The organism is Kribbella sp. CA-247076, assembly GCF_050942445.1.
GTDB lineage: Bacteria > Actinomycetota > Actinomycetes > Propionibacteriales > Kribbellaceae > Kribbella.
This window is the reverse complement of record NZ_CP192051.1, coordinates 7,109,135-7,127,503: the sequence shown is the minus strand read 5'-3', so window position 1 is coordinate 7,127,503 and position 18,369 is coordinate 7,109,135. Positions and strand designations below refer to the sequence as shown.

The following is an 18,369-nucleotide window of genomic DNA, read 5'->3' as shown; positions in this document are numbered from 1 at the left end:
CATGACGGACGCTGCCGAGACCAGGCACGGCCCGGGCCGCATCCTGATCCTGGTGTACGGCGTCTTCGCGCTGGCCGCGACCGCCCGGGCCGGCGTCCAGATCGCCACCCAGTTCGACCAGGCACCGCTCGCGTACGTGCTGTCGGCCGTTGCCGCGGTCATCTACTGTGCGGCCACGTTCGCGTTGGCCAAGGCAACCAAGGTCTCGCGCCGGGTGGCCACGATCGCGATCCTGGTCGAGCTGATCGGCGTGATCACGATCGGTGCGCTCAGCTACGCCGTACCGGAGCAGTTCCCGGACGCGACGGTGTGGTCGCACTTCGGCCAGGGGTACGGATTCGTCCCGCTGGTGCTGCCGGTGCTCGGGTTGCTCTGGCTCCGGCGTACCCGGTAGCGGCAGCCACCCTGGCTGATTCCCAGGGAACTGCCAGGCCGGCGCAGGGACCGGCTCAGGTTCGCCGGACAGCATCGGTGCCATGCAGATTCCAGGTCATCCTCGGGTCGAGATCGTCGTACCCGTCAAGAACGAGGAACACGACCTCGGTCCGAACATCAGGCGGCTGCGGGAGTTCCTGGACACCGCCTTCCCGTTCCCGGCCGAGGTCTGCATCGCCGACAACGGCAGCATCGATGCCACCTACGAGATCGGTGTGCTGCTGGCACTCGAGCTCCCCGGAGTACGGGTCGTCCGGCTCGAGCAGTCCGGGCGCGGCCGGGCCCTGAAGCAGGTCTGGTCGGAGAGCACCGCCGACGTGCTCGCCTACATGGACGTCGACCTGTCGACCAACCTGAATGCGTTGCTGCCACTGGTCGCACCGCTCTTCGCCGGCCACAGCGACGTCGCCATCGGCACCCGGTTGTCGAACGGGTCGCGGGTGGTCCGGCGGCCGAAGCGGGAGTTCCTCTCGCGCTCGTACAACCTGTTGCTCCGGGCAACCTTGAGTGCGCACTTCTCCGACGCGCAATGCGGGTTCAAGGCGATCCGGGCGGACGTCGCGCACCAGTTGCTGCCGCTGGTCGAGGACACCAGCTGGTTCTTCGACACCGAGATGCTCGTGCTGGCCGAGAAGGCCGGGCTGCGGATCCACGAAGTACCGGTGGACTGGGTCGACGACCTGGACTCCCGGGTCGCGATCGCGAAGACGGTCGGCGAGGACCTGCGGGGGATCGTGCGGCTGATGCGGACCCTCGGCCGCGGTCAGGTCGAGCTGGAATCGGTGCGGCAGGCGTTCGGCCGGCCGCGGATCCTCGATCCCCGGACAGCGCTGGCCGCGCGTGTCCTCCGATTCTGCGCGGTCGGGGTGCTCAGCACGGCGGCGTACGCACTCCTCTATCTCGTGCTGCGGCAGGGCATGCCGGCTCAGGTGGCGAACGTGCTGGCGCTGCTCATCACTGCGGTCGGTAATACCGCGCTCAATCGGCGGGTGACGTTCGGCGTGCGCGGGGTGGAGAACCGTTGGCGGCATCAGTTGCGCGGACTCGCCACGTTCGGCATCGGCTGGAGTCTGACCGCCTCGTCGCTCTGGCTCCTGCACACCGCGGTCTCCGCGCCGCACCAGGCCGTGGAGATCACAGTCCTCACCCTCGCGAACCTGGCCGCGACCGTGGTCCGGTTCAGCCTCTTCCAGACGTGGGTCTTCAACGACGACGCACCCACCCTGCCCACCTTCGAACCCCCGGCGGTTCTCGACCAGACCCGGAGCAACTGACATGACCACGCTTCTCGATCCCGTCGAGGCGAGCCCCCGGTCCGGACCCCGCGCCCTCGTCGCGTCGTACTCGATCGGCCGCGACAAGCTGCTGTACGGCGGCCTGCTGCTGCTGACCGCGATCGCGTACCTGTGGGGCCTGTCCCGGAACGGCTACGCCAACGAGTACTACGCGGCCGCGGTGCAAGCCGGGTCGACGAGCTGGAAGGCCTGGTTCTTCGGATCGCTCGACGCGTCGAGCTTCATCACGGTGGACAAGACGCCGGCGGCGTTGTGGGTGATGGGACTGTCCGGGCGGATCTTCGGGTTCAGCACCTGGAGCATGCTCGTTCCCGAGGCGCTGATGGGCGTCGCGAGTGTCGGTTTCGTCTACGTGTCCGTCCGCCGGTGGTTCTCGGCGAACGCCGGTCTGCTGGCCGGTGCGATCCTCGCGCTCACGCCGGTCGCCGTCCTGATGTTCCGCTTCAACAACCCGGATGCCCTGCTGATCCTGCTGCTGTGCGCGGGTGCGTGGGCGATTACGCGGGCCATCGACTCGGACAAGTACGCGGTCAGGTGGATGATGCTGGCCGGGGCGCTCGTCGGCTTCGGGTTCCTGACCAAGATGATGCAGGCGTTCCTGATCCTGCCGGCGTTCGGCCTGGCGTACCTGATCGCGGGCAAGCCGGCCCTGGGGAAGCGGATCGTCCACAGTGTGCTGGCGCTGATCTCGCTGATCGTCGGCGCCGGGTGGTGGATCGCGATCGTCGAGTTGATGCCGGCGTCGGCGCGACCGTACATCGGTGGCTCGCAGAACAACAGCATTCTCGAGCTGACACTGGGCTACAACGGTCTCGGCAGGTTGAACGGTAACGAGACCGGCTCGGTCGGCGGAGGGACCGGGCGCGCGGGCTGGGGTGGCGCGACCGGGTTGCAGCGGCTGTTCGGCGGTGAGTTCGGCTCGCAGATCGCCTGGCTGTTGCCTGCCGCGATCCTGGCGACCATCGTGCTGGTCGTTGCCGCGGGCAAGGCCTCGCGGACGGACCGGACGCGGGCGTTCGCGGTGTTGTGGGGCGGCTGGCTGGTCGTCACCGGGCTGACGTTCAGCTACATGCAGGGCATCATCCACAGCTACTACATGATCGCGCTGGCGCCGGCGATCGGTGCGCTGGTCGGTGCGGCGATGTCGGTGCTGTGGCGGCGACGGACCGAGTGGTTGCCACGGGCCACTCTGGCCGGTGGGGTGCTGCTGACCGGTGGGTGGGGCTTCGCGCTGCTGAATCAGACTCCGACCTGGCAGCCGTGGTTGCGGTGGGTCGTGCTGCTGACCGGCGTACTCGGGGCTGGGGCGGTGATGATGCTGCCGGAGTTGAAGCTGGGTCGTACGACGGCTCGGCGGGCCGGTGTGTTCGCCGGTGTGTTGCTGGCGGTGAGTGCGTTGGCCGGGCCGGCGGCGTACTCGGTGGACACGATCAGCTCCGCGCACGCGGGTGCGTTGCCGTCGGCCAGACCGTCGAGCGGTGGCATGGGTGGCGGTCCCGGTGGGATGCGGATGGGTACGCCGCCCGGACAGAACGGGACCGGACAGAACGGGACCGGACAGAACGGGACCGGACAGAACGGGACCGGGCAGAACGGGACGGGGCCGGGCGCGACCGGGGACGGCGCGACCGGGAACGGCTCTGCGGGCCGGAGGACCGGTGGGGGCGGCGGGTTCCTTGGCGGGGGTGGGATCAGCGGGGTGTCGTCCGAGCTGATCACGCTGCTGCAGAACGGGTCCGAGGGCTACACCTGGGCGGCCGCGGCCGTCACCGCGAACGGGGCCGCGCCACTGCAGATCGCGTCCGGCGAGCCGGTGCTGGCGATCGGCGGCTTCAACGGGACCGATCCGGCGCCGTCGCTGGCGGAGTTCAAGGAGCTGGTTGCCCAGGGCAAGATCCACTACTTCGTCGGTGGCGGCGGGGGCATGGGCGGCGGGCGCGGCGGTACGTCGAACGAGATCGCCACCTGGGTCGCCGAGAACTTCCAGGCGCAGACCGTCGGCGGTACGACCGTCTACGACCTCACGACCGACAACTGAGCAGAAACGAGAACAGGAATCATGACGCAGAACCTCAACTCTCCGATTCCCGAGGGGCCGGCGCAGGACGCGGAGCCGACGGGCGACAGGCGTCCGAGCAATCTGGCGCTGGCCGGGGCGGGCTCATTGCTGGCGGTGCTGGCTTTCCTGGGTGGGACGGCGGTGGGACATGCCTGGGACGGCTCGACCACGCAGCAGAACCAGTTCGGCGGACCCGGCGGCGGGCGTCAGTTCCCCGGCCAGCAAGGCCAACAAGGCCAGGTCCCGGGTCAGCAGGGTCAGGCGCCAGGCCAGCAGGGGCAGCCAGGGCAGGGCCAGGACGGCAGCGGCCAGAGCGGCTCGGGACAGAACGGCGGCGGGCAGAACGGGGACGTGCAGAGCGGGGACGGGCAGATGCGATCCGGCTGACCGCGACGTGGTTACTGAGGGTTGTGGGGGTGATGGGTGATTGGGGGTGGGGGTGGGTGGGGTAGGAACGGGGCGTGGAATGGTCGAACGTCACCTGGTTCCTGACCGCCCTCGGAGCCGTCGTCGTCCTGCTGACGCGCGTCCGGCTCGGTGGAACAGTTGTCGACGGCACCGGTCACGGTGCCGGCCGGCACGGGTACTCCGCCGTCCTGCTCCGCCTGCACACACTCGTCGGCGTGCTCACGCTGATCGGCTGGGTCGTTGCCCTGGTCACCGGTCGTCGTGAGATCGCGCTGGTCGTGCTGGCCGGATGGTGGTTGCTGACGATCCTCGGACTGTTGCTCCTGTCCCGTTGGTTGCCCAGCCACGCGAAACACTCCGAGGACACGAAGACCGACGCCTGGGGCTCCGGCGCCGGCCTGTCCGTCCTCGGGCACGTCGGCATGCTGGTCGGCGTCTGCTACTTCACCTTCGTCACGGTCACCGACCGGCTTTGAGCCCCTCCACGAGCGCCGTCACCGACCGCCGTACGCCGGCCTCGAAGTCCTCCGGCGACTGCGTGGCGGCGATTCCGGCGACGCGGTCGCGCATCAGCCCGTCCAGCATCGCGGCGACCGGCCAGGCCGCCGCGGACGGATCCGGGACGCCGAGCCCGGCCAGCACCTGAGCCAGCAGTCCACGCAACTGCCGCGCCCCCTCGTCGATCGCGACCCGGAGCTCCGGCTGCCTGCTCGCCTCGAGCGACAGCTCGTACCGGGCGAGCAGGTCGTCCGGCCGGTCCCGCGCGAGGCCGACCGTCATCGCGATCACCAGCTCCAGCGGTGCGGCGGTCGCCTCGAGGGCCGGCATCAGGTTCACGTCCCGGGCGAGCATCCGGTTCACGCACGCGGTCAGCAGCGCGTTCCGGGTGCGCAGGTAGTACGACGTCGAGCCCGGTGGCAGCCCGGCCTCGGCGTCGACCGCGCGGTGGGTGAGCCCGCGCAGCCCGCGGGTGGCGACCAGGTGGATCGCGGCGTCGGCGATGGCGTCCCGGCGATCCGCGCCGAGCGGAACCTGCTTCGTCACGGCGGTCAGTCTCGCACTTCCCAACAATCCTCTACAAGTGTAGAGTCACCGGCATGAGTACGGCGATCGTGGTGGGAGCGGGAATCGGCGGGGTCACGGCGGCCGTCGCACTGCAGCGGTGCGGCTGGCAGGTCACGGTGCTGGAGCGGGCTCCGGAGCTGGGCGAGGTGGGGGCCGGGATCTCGGTCTGGCCGTCGGCGGTCGCCGTTATGGAGGAGCTCGGGGTGAAGGGCGTCGAGAAGGCGGCGGTGGCGTCCAGGCCGGCCGGGATGCGCCGGCCCGACGGTCGCTGGGTCGTGCGCGCGGCGGATTTCGGGGTCGAGATCCCGGTGATGATCCACCGGGCGCGGTTGCACGACCTGATCACCGGCGAGTTCGGCCCGGGGATCACGGTCCGCACCGGGTACGCCGTCGAGACGATCACCCAGGACGACGCCGGGGTGACGATCAATGACGAGCTGTCCGCCGATCTCGTGGTCGCGGCCGACGGGATCCGCAGTCTCGTCCGGCAGTCGCTGTACCCGGAGTACGCGGGACCGCAGTACGCCGGCTATACGGCGTACCGCGGGATCGCCGACGTACCGGTGGACGACGGCGGCGGCGAGACCTGGGGCCGGGGGCAACGGTTCGGGTTCGCGCGGCTGATCGACGGGCGGATCTACTGGTACGCGACTGGCAACCAGCCCGCCGGACAGGGCGGCGACCACGCGTCCGTGAGCCGGGCGTTCGGCGACTGGCACGACCCGATCCCGGCGATCCTCGCGGGCACGCCGCCGGAAGCCGTTCTGCAGAACGACATCCACGACTTGCCGGTGCCGCTGGTGCCGTTCGTCCGGGGCCGCGTGGTCCTCGTTGGCGACGCCGCGCACGCGATGACGCCGAACCTCGGCCGCGGCGCCTGCTCGGCCATCGAGGACGCCGGGGCGCTCGCCCGGCACCTGACCGGCTCCGGTCCGTTGAGTACGGCGCTGGCGGCGTACGACGCGGAACGCCGGCCCGCGACCACCAAGCTGGTCAAGCTGTCCCGGCGGGTCGGCCGGCTCGGTCAGGTGGAGGGCCGGGTCGGGGGCGCGATCCGCGACGGCCTGCTCGGCGTCGGTGGCAAACTGATGTCCCTGCGGCGGCGGAAGTAGCGGATGGAACAATCGCCGTGTGAGCACCCCTCCTGAGATCCCTGGCGCCAAGCACCTCCACTCCGGCAAGGTCCGGGACCTGTACGAGTTGGAGTCCGGCGAGCTGCTGATGGTCGCGAGTGACCGGCAGAGTGCGTTCGACTGGGTGCTGGAGACACCGATCCCGGACAAGGGGAAGGTGCTCACCGCGATGAGCCTGTGGTGGTTCGAGGTGCTCGACGTGCCGAACCACATCCTGTCCACCGACGTGCCGGCCGAGGTGGCCGGTCGCGCGGTGATCTGCGAGAAGCTCGCGATGTTCCCGGTCGAGTGCGTCGCCCGCGGCTACCTGAGCGGCACCGGCCTGCTCGACTACAACGCCACCGGCGGGGTCTGCGGCATCCCGCTGAAGCCGGGGCTGGTGGAGGGGTCGAGGCTGGACGAGGCGATCTTCACGCCCGCGACCAAGGCCGAGCTCGGCGAGCACGACGAGAACGTGTCGTACGACGCGGTGGTCGCGACCGTCGGCGCGGAGACGGCGGCCGCTCTGCGCGACACCACGCTGGACATCTACCACCGGGCACACGGGATGGCGGCGGACCGCGGGATCATCCTGGCCGACACGAAGTTCGAGTTCGGGGCGCGGGCGGACGGGACGATCGTGCTGGCCGACGAGGTGCTGACCCCGGACTCGAGCCGGTTCTGGCCGGCCGACCAGTGGGAGCCGGGGAAGCCACAGCCGTCGCTGGACAAGCAGATCATCCGCGACTGGCTGCAGTTCGAGTCCGGCTGGGACCGGGCGTCCGGCGAGGCCCCGCCCCCGTTGTCGGACGAGGTGGTCGAGCGCACCCGCGCGGCCTACATCAACGCCTACGAGCAGCTCACCGGTAGGCGGTTCTCCGCCTAGAACAGGCTGACGCCGAGGGCCAGGAGGACGAAGCGGGCGGTGCGGCCGGCCAGGACGGACAGGCTGAAGGTGAGCACGCCCATCCGGGAGGCGCCGCCGATGAGGGCGACGCCGTACAGCGGTGGGATGCCGACCGACGCGCTCAGCAGCGTCACCGGGATGCCCCAGCGGCGGTCGCTCATCGCGTCCAGCAGGCGTTTGCTGACGTCGCGGTTCCACTGCACGAAACGGCCCCGGCGGGTCTCCAGGTCGACCGCCTTCGGCTCCTTGGTCTTGCGGGCGGCGTACCCGGGCCGGTAGCGGACCGCCAGGAACATCGCCACCTTGCCGATCGTCTGCCCGACCGACACCCCGATCGCCGCGACCACCGGGTCCAGCGCGCCGGAGACGCCGACGCCGAGGACGTACGCCTCGGCGTTCATCACCGGGACGACGGCTGACCCGATCCCGAAGCCCACCGCCAGCGCCAGTTGCCACACCCACATGACCTCGAGGCTATGCGCCGTCAGCATCGCTGCCACGCAGCCCACCCCCACTCCCGGGCAGAACCAGGGTCCCGCCCGATCCACTCCCTGGCACCCTTGACGCCAACCCCTACGCCGGTACGGCGGGCCGCCGGCCGCGCAGGATGGTCAGCAGCCGGTAGGTGGACCCGACCTTCACGACCAGGGCGGCGATCGCGACGCCGTACGGGAGCCAGTGCGCGCCGGTGTGGTGGGCGACGATCAGCGAGATCACCACGGCCGCGGTGTTCACCGCCTTGGCCGGCTTGGACCAGTTCCACCGCCAGATCGGCCGGTCGACCCTGTAGAAGTAGTTCGGGCTGAGCGTGCCCGGCCAGAGCAGGAAGGCCAGCGACAGCATCGTGTCCAGTACGCCGAACTGGACCAGGAAGATCGCCAGCGGGCCGATCGTCGCCGGGAACGTCGCCATGAACGCGGCCGCCAGCAGGAACGAACAGGCCCGGTCGCAGACGATGTCGAAGACCGCACCGGCGACCGACTCCTCGTCCCGGTAGCGGGCGACCGCACCGTCGGCCATGTCGCCGATCCAGTAGGCGGCGTACCCGACCACCAGCCAGCTCAGCGCACCGGTCCGGAACGCGATCGCGGCGATCACCATCGCGACCACCGTCCGCACCAGGGTGATCCGGTTCGGCACGCCCAGCAGCAACGCCGGCGGCCCGGCCGAAAGCACTGTGCTCATGCTGCCCTCAGATTCTCGGGGTCGAGTGCGTCCCGGAGTTGGTTGCGGAGGAGGTAGCCGGCGGCGATGCCGCCGAGCTGACCGAGGAACCAGCCCGCGATCGCCAGGCCGGCTGCGAGGAGCAGAGTGCTCAGGTGGAGCGGGTCCGGTCGGCCACCGATCATGCGGCCCAGACCGAGTAGTGGTCCGAGGAGCAGGCCGATCGCGAGCGCCGGTCCGGCGACCGCCGTCAACTGGCGGCGGATGACGCGCCGGAGGAACCGCGCGTCCACGCCCAGTGCGGTCAGGCAGGCGAGTTGGCGGCGGTGGTCCACCAACTGGTCCGCGACACCGACGATGAGGGCGGCCAGACCGGTCGCCACGACCAGCAGCAGCCCGACGACCGCGAGCGCGAAGCCGGTCACGTAGAACACCCGGTCGGCGGCCCGGGCGAAGTCCGCTGTCACTCCGGCGATGCCGCTGACCAGCGTGCCGACGAGGACGCCACAGCACCCGAGCAGGGTCGCCATCCGGCTCGTCGGGCGCGAGTCGGCGACCAGGCGGACGCCGGTGAGCAGGTTGGCCGGATCGCCGGACCGGCTGAGCCGGCGCCCGATGGCGCGGAGCCAGACGGACGAGAGCGCGAAGAACATCAGGCCGGTACCGACGACGAGCACCGTCGAGGCGATGTACCCGACCCAGCGAGCGCCGACCAGGCCGAGCACGACCATGACCGGCCCGGCGATGAGCCCGGTGCGGCGCTGCTCGGCCGGACGCTCCGCGCGAGGTATCAGGTGGTCCCGGTGCATCATGCTGCCGATGAGTGCGCCGGCGGCGGTCATCACCACGACCACCGGGATCCAGACCAGTACGTCGATCAGCTCGGCACCGGGGAGGACCCGGACCATCCGCGGCAGGGCTCCGAGCAGCAGGCTGAGCACCAGATAGATCGGCCCGGCGAGCAGTCCGCCGGCCAGACCCGCGAGTGCTGCGTCGGTCACCGCGAGCCGGCCGACCTGCTTGTCGGACGCACCCGCGAGCCGTAGTGCGGCGAGCCGTCGTTCGCGGGCCGCCGTACCGAGTCTCACGGCCTGTACGGCGAGGCCTGCGGTCAGTGCGGCGAGGATGACGAGGATCGCGATCAGACCGGAGCGCAATCCGCTCTCGGCGACGTAGTTGCTGTAGACGGCCTTGTCCAGGTCGCCGTTGCCGAGTCGCGCGATGCGCAGGGAGCCCAGCAGGAACATCCCGCTGAGCCCGAGCGCCGCAGTGGCCAGCCGGACGCGGCTGCGGTCGGCCGGTGTCCGGGACCGGGCCAGTTGGACCAGAGTCTCGAGCCTCATCAGAGCGCGACCTCGTGCTGGATCACGCCGTCGCGCAGCCTGATCTCCCGGTCCGCCGACGCCGCGACGAGGTTGTCGTGCGTCACCACGACGAGCGCCGCTCCCCGGTGCCGCGACGCTCGCAGCAAGACCTCGAGCAGCTCCTGCCCCGCCCTGCTGTCCAGGCTGCCGGTGGGCTCGTCCGCCAGTACGACGGCCGGTCCGGTGACGAGCGCCCGGGCCACGGCCGCCCGTTGCGTCTGACCGCCGGACAGCTCGGCCGGTACGGCGTCCGCCTCGTCGGCGACGCCCACCTGCCCGAGCCAGTGCATCGCGGTCTCGTGCGCCGCTCCGCGTTCATGACCGTCCAGGAGCAGTGGCAGTGCGACGTTGTCGATCAGTGGCAGGTCCGGGACGAGCTGACCGAACTGCAGCACGATGCCGACCTGCGTACGACGCAAGCGGGCGCGGTCCGCCTCCGGCAGGGCCGCCAGGTCCTGCCCGGCCACTCGCACCGTGCCGGCGTCCGGGGTGAGGATGCCGGCCGCGCAGTGCAGCAGCGTCGACTTCCCGCAGCCGCTCACACCGGTGATCGCGACCACTTCGCCGGCGTTGACCTCAAGCGTCACGCCCTTGAGTGCCGCGTTCCGCCGGTAGGAGTACTCGACGTCGCTCAGCTCCAGGACGGTCATGGGCGCTCCTTCTCTTGGGAGATGTGTTCCAGGGCGCTGTCGAGCCAGCGGAGGTCGGCGTCCAGGTGGGCCACGATGTACTCGCGGACCAGGGGTGAGGTCGGGTCGTCCTCGGCCGGGGTCTCCCGCAGCTCGCGGATACGACGGAGGTGGCTCGCGCGCTGGCGGGCCAGGAAGCCGGCCGCGTCGCCGCCGGTCCGGATGGCCGCGACCAGCTTCCGCAGCACCTCGTCCGCACTGCCCCACGCCGGTGGGACCGGGTCGCTCAGCCAGTCCGCGAGGTGTTTGCGGCCCTTGTCGGTCAGGGCGTAGACCGTCCGGTCCGGACCGCCACCGGAGGTCTTCTCGACCACCTCGACCAGGCCGTCCCGCTCGAGCCGCCCGAGCGTCGTGTACACCTGGCCGAACGCCAGCGGCCGCCCGTCCGGGAACCAGGAGTCGTGGCCCCGCTTCACGTCGTACCCGTGGGCAGGGCCGCGTGACAGCAGTCCCAGCACGAGCTCCGCGGTGGCCATGGCGACGACTATACACCGCGTGTATGTACTGAGTGAATAGTTGGATGCGGGGGTTCTGGGCCCCGGTCGGTAGGATTCAGCCGTCACCCCGGAACCAGACCTGGAGTAAGTCAGTGGCTCGCGTTGTCGTCGACGTCATGCTCAAGCCCGAGATCCTCGACCCGCAGGGCAAGGCGGTGCACGGCGCGTTCGGCCGGCTCGGCTTCGACGGCGTGGCCGACGTCCGCCAGGGCAAGCGGTTCGAGATCACCCTGGACGGCGAGGCGACCGAGGAGCGGGTCGCCGAGATCCGCAAGGCCGCCGACACCCTGCTGGCGAACCCGGTGATCGAGGACTACACCCTGCACGTCGAGGCCGACGCCGCCGGAGAGGGCGCCCGGTGAAGATCGGGGTCGTCACCTTCCCGGGGTCGCTGGACGACGTCGACGCCCGCCGGGCCGCCGCGGTGGCCGGCGCCGAGGCGGTCGCCCTCTGGCACGCCGACGCCGACCTGCGCGGCGTGGACGCGGTCGTCCTGCCGGGCGGGTTCTCGTACGGCGACTACCTGCGCGCCGGCGCGATCTCCCGGTTCGCGCCGGTGATGGAGACGATCGTCGCGAAGGCCGGCCAGGGCCTGCCGGTGCTCGGGATCTGCAACGGCTTCCAGGTGCTGTGCGAGTCGCACCTGCTGCCCGGCGCCCTGATCAAGAACCACCACCGCAAGTTCCTCTGCAAGGACCAGCCGCTGCGGATCGAGAACAACCGCACCGCCTGGACGTCGGACTACGACGCCAACCACGAGATCACCATCGTGCTGAAGAACCAGGACGGTTCGTACGTCGCCGACGAGGCCACCCTGGACCGGCTGGAGGGCGAGGGTCTGGTCGTCGCCCGCTACCTCGGCGAGAACCCGAACGGCTCCTACCGGGACATCGCCGGCATCACCAACGAGCGCGGCAACGTGGTCGGCCTGATGCCGCACCCGGAGCACTGCGTCGAGACCCTCACCGGCCCGACCACCGACGGCCTGGGCTTCTTCACCTCGGTGCTGAAGGCCGTCGTCGCCTCCTGATGAGCTTCACCGGGTTGCGGCGCCTCCTGGTCCGTACCCTCCTCCTCACCCTGGCGGTCGTGTCGGTCACCACCGGTACGGCGGCCGCCCAGCCGAGCAGCCTGCTGGCCAAGGTCGTGGTGATCGGCGTCCCCGGCCTGACCTGGAACGATGTGCAAGCCTCGCCCGAGCTGACCGCCCTGGTGAACCAGTCCCACGTCGGCTCGATCACGGTGAAGACGGCCGGGCCGCACACCTGCCCGGTCGACGGCTGGCTGACGATCAGCGCGGGCACCCGTGCATGGGGCAGCGTGGCCGACCAGCCGTGTGGCGACCTGCCCGCGGTGACCGGCGGTCAGGTCGCGAGCTGGCAGACGTACGTCGACCGCCAGGCCGAGCACCACACCGGCGCACCCATCGGCCGCCTCGGCCAGGCCGGCTACCCGATGTGCGGCTTCGGTCCGGGTGCGGCGATCGCACTGGCCCGCGCCGACGGCTCGGTGACGAACTGGCAGCCAGACTTCGACCCGGCCAGACTGGCGAGCAACGACTGCGGTGACGCGATCGTCGACGCCGGGCCGATGCCGCCGCGCGAGGGCCGGGACGAGGCACGGCGGAAGGTCGCCGACCTGGTCGCGCAGGCCCGCGCGGCCGACGGCTGGGTCCTGCTGGTCGGGATCAGCCAGACCATGGCCAACGAGCACAAGGAGCCGCTGGTCGCGATGCAGCTCCCGCCGGATGACGGTCCGCGCTGGCTGACCAGCGACAGCACCCGCCGGCCCGGTCTCGTCCAGCTGACCGACGTGACTGCGACCATCCTGCGTGGCCGGACCGCTGCCGAGCTAGACCCGGCCGGTGAGGAGAAGGCGGGTCCGCTGGACGGCAACGAGATCCGCGTCACCGGCGATCGCCATACAGACGCGGCAGCGGTGATCGAGGACCGGCTGGACACCAACGAGCGGTTCGAGCAGCCGCGGCCGACGCTGTTCGCGACCGCGCTGACGATTCTCGCGGCGCAGTTGCTCGCACTCGGGTGGTTCGTGAAGACCAGGAGTGCCCGATCGCGGCGTACCTTCGTGTTCACCACGCTCACGCAGGGCGGGTTCTTCGTCGCGGTCTTCCTGTCCACGGTGACGATGTGGTGGCGCTGGCCGTCACCCGGCTTCTCCTTGTACTGCGTGGTTCTCGGCATCAGCGCGGTCCTCGCGGCCGTGGCGCAAGCCGTGCTGAAACGCTGGGCGGCCCTGGGGATCTTCGCGACGGCGTACGTCGTCCTGCTCGTGGACGGTGTGCTCGGGACGCCGTTGCAGTTCGGGAGCATGTTCACCGACGGGCCGTTGATCGGCGGCCGGTTCTACGGGTTCGGCAACTCGACCTTCGCCACGCTGGCCGCGGCCGCTCTCGTGACGGCCGGCTGGGCGGCCCAGCGGCTCATCGACCGGAGCAGGGTGCGGGCCGCCCTCGCCGTACTCGCGATCGGCGGCGCGGCGATTGTCGTGGACGGCAAGCCCGGGTGGGGCACCGACTTCGGCGGCATCCTGGCGCTGACGCCCGCGGTGTTGCTGATGGCCTGGCTGACCTGGCGAGGCAGCATCTCCTGGCGTGCGCTGATCGGTGTGGGCGCCGCGGGCGTGCTGGCCGTGGCTGTGGTGGCCTACCTCGACTATCTGCGGCCCGAGGATCAGCGCAGCCACTTCGGGACGTTCGTGGCCCGGCTGCTCGACGGTGACGTGAACGACGTCCTGATCCGCAAGCTGCAGATGGCCGTGCAGTTCTTCAGCGGTCCGGCCGGCTGGGCCATGCTGCTCGCCGTCGTGCTGGCGATGCTGGCCACGGTTCTGCCGGACCGGGTGCCGTCGGCGTCGTACCGGCGCTTCTACACGAGCCTTCCGATGGTCCGGCCCACACTGCTCGCGCTGTCGGCCTGTGGTCTGGTCGGCATGCTGATCAACGACTCCGGGGTGGCTCTGCCTGCCATCATCACCGGTTTCACCCTCCCACTGCTGGTGGCCCACCTGGTGGCCTCCGAGCAGCCCGCTACCGTTTCACCTGAGTCCCACCTAGTGCAGGAGTCCTGAAGTGTCCGCAGACACAGTTAGCAATGCCGGCCGCACCCCTGACGTCGAGCAGCCCTGGGCCGAGCTCGGGCTGAAGCCGGACGAGTACCAGCGGATCCGCGACATCCTGGACCGCCGGCCGACCAGCTGCGAGCTGGCGATGTACTCGGTGATGTGGAGCGAGCACTGCTCGTACAAGTCGTCGAAGGTGCACCTGCGCCGGTTCGGTGAGATCCCGCAGGAGACACCGGCCGGGAAGATGCTCGCCGGCATCGGTGAGAACGCCGGCGTGATCGACATCGGCGAGGGTTACGCGGTCACGTTCAAGGTGGAGTCGCACAACCACCCGTCGTACATCGAGCCGTACCAGGGTGCGGCGACCGGGGTCGGCGGCATCGTCCGCGACATCCTCGCGATGGGCGCGCGCCCGGTCGCGGTGATGGACCCGCTGCGGTTCGGCCCGCTGGACGCCGGTGACACCAAGCGCGTGCTGCCCGGCGTGGTCTCCGGGATCGGCGGGTACGGCAACAGCCTCGGCCTGCCCAACGTCGGCGGTGAGGTCGTCTTCGACCCGACGTACCTGGGCAACCCGCTGGTGAACGCGCTCTGCGTCGGCGTGATGCGGCACGAGGACCTGCACCTCGCGAACGCGACCGGTGTCGGCAACCAGATCATCCTGTACGGCGCCAAGACCGGGGGCGACGGGATCGGTGGCGTCTCGGTGCTGGCGTCGGAGACCTTCGCCGAGGGCGGTCCGACCAAGCGGCCCGCGGTCCAGGTCGGCGACCCGTTCATGGAGAAGCTGCTGATCGAGTGCACGCTCGAGCTGTTCGCGGCGAACGTCGTCGAGGGCATCCAGGACCTCGGCGGGGCCGGGCTGTCCTGCGCGACCTCGGAGCTCGCGAGTGCGGGGGAGGGCGGGATGTACGTCTCGCTCGACAAGGTGCCGCTGCGGGACGCGTCGCTCGCGCCGGAAGAGATCCTGATGAGCGAGTCGCAGGAACGGATGATGGCGGTCGTCACGCCGGACAACGTCGAGGCGTTCCTGAAGATCTGCGCGAAGTGGGACGTCCAGGCGGACGTGATCGGCGAGGTCACCGGCACCGGCCGGCTGCAGATCGACTGGCACGGTGAGCGGGTGGTCGACGTACCGCCGCGGACGGTCGCGCACGAGGGGCCGGTGTACGAGCGCCCGTACGAGCGCCCGTCCTGGCAGGACGACCTGCAGGCCGACGGTGCGGAGAAGTTGCCGCGAGCAACCACTGGCGAGGAGCTGCGGGACACGCTGCTGACGCTGGTCGCGTCGCCGAACCTTTGTGACAAGTCGTGGGTGACGGACCAGTACGACCGCTACGTGCTCGGCAACTCGGTGCTCGCGCAGCCCGAGGACAGCGGGATGATCCGGGTCGACGAGACCAGCGGCCTCGGCGTCGCGGTGTCGACCGACTGCAACGGCCGGTTCACCAAGCTGGACCCGTACACCGGCGCCAAGCTGGCGCTGGCCGAGTCCTACCGGAACGTCGCGACCACGGGCGCCCGCCCGGCCGCGGTGACCGACTGCCTGAACTTCGGCTCGCCCGAGGACCCGGCGGTGATGTGGCAGTTCGCCGAGGCGATCCGTGGCCTGGTCGACGGTTGCATCGAGCTGGGCATTCCGGTCACGGGCGGCAACGTCTCGTTCTACAACCAGACCGGTGACACCCCGATCCTGCCGACGCCGGTGGTCGGCGTGCTCGGCGTGATCGACGACGTCACCCGCCGTACGCCGATCGGCTTCACCGCCGAGATGGAGGGCCACCAGCTCTACCTGCTCGGGGAGACCGACGAGGAGCTGTCCGGGTCGGAGTGGGCGCACGTCGTCCACGGTCACCTGGGTGGCCGTCCGCCGGCGGTCGACCTGGCCATGGAGCAGCAGTTGGCCGACATCCTGATCAACGCCTCGCGCGACGGCCTGATCGACGCGGCGCACGACGTCAGCGACGGCGGTGTCGCGCAGACCCTGGTCGAGTCGACGCTGCGGGGAGGGGTCGGCGCGCGCGTGTGGGCGCCGGACGGGCTGGACCCGTTCCTGTTCCTGTTCGCGGAGTCGGCCGGCCGCGCGGTGGTCGCCGTACCGCGGACCGAGGAGGTCCGGTTCACCGACATGTGTACGGCGCGGCGCTTCCCGCACGTGAAGATCGGGGTCGTCACCGGGGACTCGCTGGACGTGCAGGACCAGTTCGAGCTGCCGTTGTCCGAGCTGCGGACGGCCTGGACGCAGACCCTCCCGGCCGCGCTCAGCTGACCCCTTGGGCCTGCCGCTTCGTCTGGCACACTCGAAGAGGACGAGTGAGGTGAGACGATGGCGGAGCGGCGGCCGGTCAAGCCGGGCGAGCTGATGGGCCTGGCGGCAGCGGCCGGGCAGGAGGCCCGGCAGGTGGCCGCGCGGCGCCGGCTGGCGAACATCCGGCTGACCGACGAGGAGCGCCGGATCTGCACGGACGACCTGGCCGAGCAGTTCGCCGTCGGGCGGCTCGACCAGGACGAGTTGCACGCCCGCGTCGACCGGCTCAACGACGCCGTCACCCACCGGGACCTGCAGCCGATCTTCGCCGGCCTGCCCGCCCCCTCGCTGTACCGGCCCGCAGACCGCAGGCCGAGCCGCTGGCGCTGGGCCGCATTCGCCGGTGCGGTCTGGCTCGCGCTGCCGTTCGTCCTGACCGGCCTGGTGCTGCTCCTCTTCGGCCGCGAGGCGGCGGCCGCGATCTTCGCCCTCCCCGCCCTCCTCTGGACCTTCGTCACCTACCGTTGGGCGTCCGGAAAGGGCAAACGCCCCCGCCGGCCCTGAAGCCGACGGGAGCGTTCGGACCGGACTACTTCTCCGGCTCGGTGCCGATCCAGAGCACGACGACTCCCGGCGACTCCGGCTGAGCCTCGTGGACATACCAGTCGGCCGGCGCCGGGTCGACTTCCTTGGCGGTGTTGACGCCGTCGATGATCTCGGTCTTCGAGTTCAGATAGCCGCCGATGCTGACGCCGCGGGCCGCGATCAGCTTCTGCACCTCGGACACGCGCTTGTTCTTGTACGACAGGCCCGCCAGTTCCTCCCCAGGAGCGGCGGCGTCGCTCGGGATGTACTGGTACCTCTCCCCGGGCCGGGCGGCCCGGCCGAAGTGGATCTCGGCCTTGCCCTTGAACGTCTTGCCCACCTCCACGCCGTACTGGCAGCCGGGGTCGCTCGCGTTCAGGGTTGCCGGGCAGTTCTCACCCGGCCTGAGCAGCCCGAGCTTCGACCCGTCGCTGCCCTCGTTGTACATGAAGGTCGCATACTTGCCGACGGCCGACGGTGCGACCGGGACCATCTTCACCTTGATGTTCAGCCCGAGCTTCTTGAACTGCTGGTTGTAGGCCCGCGGATCGGCGTTCTGGTCGATCACCCGGACGGTCAGCCAGTCGCCCTGGTCCGTGACGGACATCGCCTGCGGCAGGTCCTGTCCGGGCCGGTTGACCACGGCTGCCGCGACCACGCCGACGACCAGCAGACTTGCGGCGGCGGCGAGCACCAGGCGGGGGCGGCGCCGGCGCGGTGGGGCGAGGGTGAGGGGCGGTGCGTGCTCACTGGTGACGTTCTCGGCGAGCTCGGACCAGGCCGCGTCGGTGATCCGGTCGTCGGTGCGGGTGGAGGCGAGGCCGCGGACGGCGGCGTCGAGGTCAGGCGTCTTCATGGGAGGTCTCCTCTCTGAGGGCGACCAGGTTCCGGTTCGCCAGCGGGGCGGTGAGCAACGTGGCGAACCGCTTCCGGGCGCGGTGCAGCCTGATCCGGACGGCGTTCGTCGAGATGCCGAGCACGGTCGCGATCTGGGCGGTGTCGAGCTCCTCCCAGGCCACCAGTGAGAGCAGCTCGCGGTCCTGCTCCGACAGTGCCCGGAACGCCCTGGCCGCCGGAGTGTCGGCCGGCAGCGCGGTGGCCGTCGCGTCCAGGTCGGTGAGCTCCTGGCGCAGCTTCGTGGCCAGTGCGTGCCGGCGGCCCTCGCCCCGCCGGTGGTTGGCGAGCACTCGGCGCGCCACGCCGTACAGCCAGGGTCTGGTCAGAGTGCCCGGCGGTACGTCGTCCAGCCGTCGCCACGCCACCAGGAACGTGTCCGCGAGCAGGTCGGCGGCGTCGTGACCGCTGTCGGTCCGGCGGCGGAGGTAGCCGAGCACGGCCTCCCGGTGCGCGCCGAACAGGTTCTCGAACCGCTCACGCCGTCGGTCTGGTGGTGGGTCGTGCACGACTACCTCACTCACCAGCCCGGGCCGGGCCTCGATCGGTGTCTGCGTCATACCCGG

The 18,369-nt window shown here is 70.7% G+C and carries 20 protein-coding genes; 12 read left to right on the top strand and 8 right to left on the bottom strand.

Translation table 11 applies throughout. The annotated features are described in order from the left end of the window. Window position 1 precedes the first annotated feature (1 nt). The 5 genes from ACQPYZ_RS34005 to ACQPYZ_RS33985 all read left to right on the top strand — a co-directional run bounded on the left by ACQPYZ_RS34005 (window position 2) and on the right by ACQPYZ_RS33985 (window position 4,673). Complete coding sequence (locus tag ACQPYZ_RS34005; protein WP_433163234.1) at window positions 2-394, top strand: hypothetical protein; 393 nt, start codon at window positions 2-4, stop codon at window positions 392-394. Between the two features lie 82 nt (window positions 395-476). Next, a complete protein-coding gene (locus tag ACQPYZ_RS34000; RefSeq protein WP_433163233.1) occupies window positions 477-1,709 on the top strand; it encodes a glycosyltransferase in 1,233 nt (410 codons plus the stop codon). A gap of 1 nt (window position 1,710) precedes the next feature. Next, complete coding sequence (locus ACQPYZ_RS33995) at window positions 1,711-3,768, top strand: ArnT family glycosyltransferase (RefSeq protein WP_433163232.1); 2,058 nt, start codon at window positions 1,711-1,713, stop codon at window positions 3,766-3,768. Between the two features lie 21 nt (window positions 3,769-3,789). After that, window positions 3,790-4,176 (top strand): hypothetical protein, encoded by a 387-nt coding sequence (locus tag ACQPYZ_RS33990; RefSeq protein ID WP_433163230.1) that lies wholly within the window; start codon window positions 3,790-3,792, stop codon window positions 4,174-4,176. A gap of 74 nt (window positions 4,177-4,250) precedes the next feature. Then, a complete protein-coding gene (locus ACQPYZ_RS33985) occupies window positions 4,251-4,673 on the top strand; it encodes a hypothetical protein (protein ID WP_433163228.1) in 423 nt (140 codons plus the stop codon). Here ACQPYZ_RS33985 and ACQPYZ_RS33980 read toward each other — a convergent pair. Next, entirely contained in the window at window positions 4,657-5,241 is a 585-nt protein-coding gene (locus ACQPYZ_RS33980; protein WP_433163226.1) for a TetR/AcrR family transcriptional regulator, read from the bottom strand. The two genes, ACQPYZ_RS33985 and ACQPYZ_RS33980, sit on opposite strands and share 17 nt — an antisense overlap. Window positions 5,242-5,294: 53 nt before the next feature. On the opposite strand from ACQPYZ_RS33980, the gene ACQPYZ_RS33975 reads away from it, so the two are divergent. After that, entirely contained in the window at window positions 5,295-6,374 is a 1,080-nt protein-coding gene (locus ACQPYZ_RS33975) for an FAD-dependent monooxygenase (RefSeq protein WP_433163224.1), read from the top strand. A gap of 19 nt (window positions 6,375-6,393) precedes the next feature. Then, window positions 6,394-7,260 carry a phosphoribosylaminoimidazolesuccinocarboxamide synthase gene (locus ACQPYZ_RS33970; protein WP_433163222.1) on the top strand — a complete coding sequence of 289 codons (867 nt, stop codon included), beginning with the start codon at window positions 6,394-6,396 and terminating at the stop codon, window positions 7,258-7,260. Here the strand turns inward: ACQPYZ_RS33970 and ACQPYZ_RS33965 are convergent. The 5 genes from ACQPYZ_RS33965 to ACQPYZ_RS33945 form a co-directional block, all read right to left on the bottom strand. Further along, entirely contained in the window at window positions 7,257-7,745 is a 489-nt protein-coding gene (locus ACQPYZ_RS33965; RefSeq protein ID WP_433163221.1) for a hypothetical protein, read from the bottom strand. The genes ACQPYZ_RS33970 and ACQPYZ_RS33965 overlap by 4 nt on opposite strands. A 109-nt stretch (window positions 7,746-7,854) precedes the next feature. Further along, window positions 7,855-8,466, bottom strand: coding sequence for a CDP-alcohol phosphatidyltransferase family protein (locus ACQPYZ_RS33960; protein ID WP_433163219.1), 612 nt, complete (start codon window positions 8,464-8,466; stop codon window positions 7,855-7,857). Then, entirely contained in the window at window positions 8,463-9,788 is a 1,326-nt protein-coding gene (locus tag ACQPYZ_RS33955) for an FtsX-like permease family protein (protein WP_433163217.1), read from the bottom strand. Before ACQPYZ_RS33955 ends, ACQPYZ_RS33960 begins: the two co-directional genes overlap by 4 nt. Then, a complete protein-coding gene (locus tag ACQPYZ_RS33950; RefSeq protein WP_433163216.1) occupies window positions 9,788-10,459 on the bottom strand; it encodes an ABC transporter ATP-binding protein in 672 nt (223 codons plus the stop codon). The genes ACQPYZ_RS33955 and ACQPYZ_RS33950 overlap by 1 nt, the downstream gene beginning before the upstream one ends. Beyond that, the gene (locus tag ACQPYZ_RS33945) at window positions 10,456-10,974 is read right to left on the bottom strand and encodes a helix-turn-helix transcriptional regulator (protein WP_433163214.1); all 519 of its coding nucleotides are present in this window, start codon (window positions 10,972-10,974) and stop codon (window positions 10,456-10,458) included. The genes ACQPYZ_RS33950 and ACQPYZ_RS33945 overlap by 4 nt, the downstream gene beginning before the upstream one ends. 113 nt (window positions 10,975-11,087) lie before the next feature. On the opposite strand from ACQPYZ_RS33945, the gene purS reads away from it, so the two are divergent. The 5 genes from purS to ACQPYZ_RS33920 are packed head-to-tail and all read left to right on the top strand — an operon-like array spanning window position 11,088 to window position 16,888. Further along, a complete protein-coding gene (purS, locus tag ACQPYZ_RS33940; protein ID WP_433163213.1) occupies window positions 11,088-11,357 on the top strand; it encodes a phosphoribosylformylglycinamidine synthase subunit PurS in 270 nt (89 codons plus the stop codon). Then, window positions 11,354-12,025: a phosphoribosylformylglycinamidine synthase subunit PurQ gene (gene purQ, locus ACQPYZ_RS33935; RefSeq protein WP_433163211.1), complete on the top strand. Its 672-nt coding sequence runs from the start codon at window positions 11,354-11,356 to the stop codon at window positions 12,023-12,025. Before purS ends, purQ begins: the two co-directional genes overlap by 4 nt. Then, on the top strand, window positions 12,025-14,082 hold the full coding sequence (locus tag ACQPYZ_RS33930; protein WP_433163209.1) for a hypothetical protein: 2,058 nt from the start codon (window positions 12,025-12,027) through the stop codon (window positions 14,080-14,082). Before purQ ends, ACQPYZ_RS33930 begins: the two co-directional genes overlap by 1 nt. A 1-nt stretch (window position 14,083) precedes the next feature. Then, on the top strand, window positions 14,084-16,345 hold the full coding sequence (gene purL, locus ACQPYZ_RS33925) for a phosphoribosylformylglycinamidine synthase subunit PurL (RefSeq protein WP_433163207.1): 2,262 nt from the start codon (window positions 14,084-14,086) through the stop codon (window positions 16,343-16,345). Window positions 16,346-16,402: 57 nt separating this feature from the next. Continuing rightward, window positions 16,403-16,888, top strand: coding sequence for a DUF1707 SHOCT-like domain-containing protein (locus ACQPYZ_RS33920; RefSeq protein WP_433163205.1), 486 nt, complete (start codon window positions 16,403-16,405; stop codon window positions 16,886-16,888). A 25-nt stretch (window positions 16,889-16,913) separates the two neighbouring features. On the opposite strand, the gene ACQPYZ_RS33915 is transcribed toward ACQPYZ_RS33920, so the two are convergent. Further along, entirely contained in the window at window positions 16,914-17,765 is an 852-nt protein-coding gene (locus ACQPYZ_RS33915) for a hypothetical protein (protein WP_433163204.1), read from the bottom strand. Then, window positions 17,752-18,363 carry an RNA polymerase sigma factor gene (locus ACQPYZ_RS33910; protein WP_433163203.1) on the bottom strand — a complete coding sequence of 204 codons (612 nt, stop codon included), beginning with the start codon at window positions 18,361-18,363 and terminating at the stop codon, window positions 17,752-17,754. The genes ACQPYZ_RS33915 and ACQPYZ_RS33910 overlap by 14 nt, the downstream gene beginning before the upstream one ends. Window positions 18,364-18,369 lie beyond the last annotated feature (6 nt).

What these genes read in the sequence shown, in the direction of transcription:
- ACQPYZ_RS34005 (WP_433163234.1), top strand. Translation starts at nt 2, where the DNA reads ATGACGGACGCTGCCGAGACCAGGCACGGCCCGGGCCGCATCCTGATC.
- ACQPYZ_RS34000 (WP_433163233.1), top strand. Translation starts at nt 477, where the DNA reads ATGCAGATTCCAGGTCATCCTCGGGTCGAGATCGTCGTACCCGTCAAG.
- ACQPYZ_RS33995 (WP_433163232.1), top strand. Translation starts at nt 1,711, where the DNA reads ATGACCACGCTTCTCGATCCCGTCGAGGCGAGCCCCCGGTCCGGACCC.
- ACQPYZ_RS33990 (WP_433163230.1), top strand. Translation starts at nt 3,790, where the DNA reads ATGACGCAGAACCTCAACTCTCCGATTCCCGAGGGGCCGGCGCAGGAC.
- ACQPYZ_RS33975 (WP_433163224.1), top strand. Translation starts at nt 5,295, where the DNA reads ATGAGTACGGCGATCGTGGTGGGAGCGGGAATCGGCGGGGTCACGGCG.
- ACQPYZ_RS33965 (WP_433163221.1), bottom strand. Translation starts at nt 7,745, where the DNA reads ATGTGGGTGTGGCAACTGGCGCTGGCGGTGGGCTTCGGGATCGGGTCA.
- ACQPYZ_RS33960 (WP_433163219.1), bottom strand. Translation starts at nt 8,466, where the DNA reads ATGAGCACAGTGCTTTCGGCCGGGCCGCCGGCGTTGCTGCTGGGCGTG.
- ACQPYZ_RS33955 (WP_433163217.1), bottom strand. Translation starts at nt 9,788, where the DNA reads ATGAGGCTCGAGACTCTGGTCCAACTGGCCCGGTCCCGGACACCGGCC.
- ACQPYZ_RS33950 (WP_433163216.1), bottom strand. Translation starts at nt 10,459, where the DNA reads ATGACCGTCCTGGAGCTGAGCGACGTCGAGTACTCCTACCGGCGGAAC.
- ACQPYZ_RS33945 (WP_433163214.1), bottom strand. Translation starts at nt 10,974, where the DNA reads ATGGCCACCGCGGAGCTCGTGCTGGGACTGCTGTCACGCGGCCCTGCC.
- ACQPYZ_RS33930 (WP_433163209.1), top strand. Translation starts at nt 12,025, where the DNA reads ATGAGCTTCACCGGGTTGCGGCGCCTCCTGGTCCGTACCCTCCTCCTC.
- ACQPYZ_RS33920 (WP_433163205.1), top strand. Translation starts at nt 16,403, where the DNA reads ATGGCGGAGCGGCGGCCGGTCAAGCCGGGCGAGCTGATGGGCCTGGCG.
- ACQPYZ_RS33915 (WP_433163204.1), bottom strand. Translation starts at nt 17,765, where the DNA reads ATGAAGACGCCTGACCTCGACGCCGCCGTCCGCGGCCTCGCCTCCACC.
- ACQPYZ_RS33910 (WP_433163203.1), bottom strand. Translation starts at nt 18,363, where the DNA reads ATGACGCAGACACCGATCGAGGCCCGGCCCGGGCTGGTGAGTGAGGTA.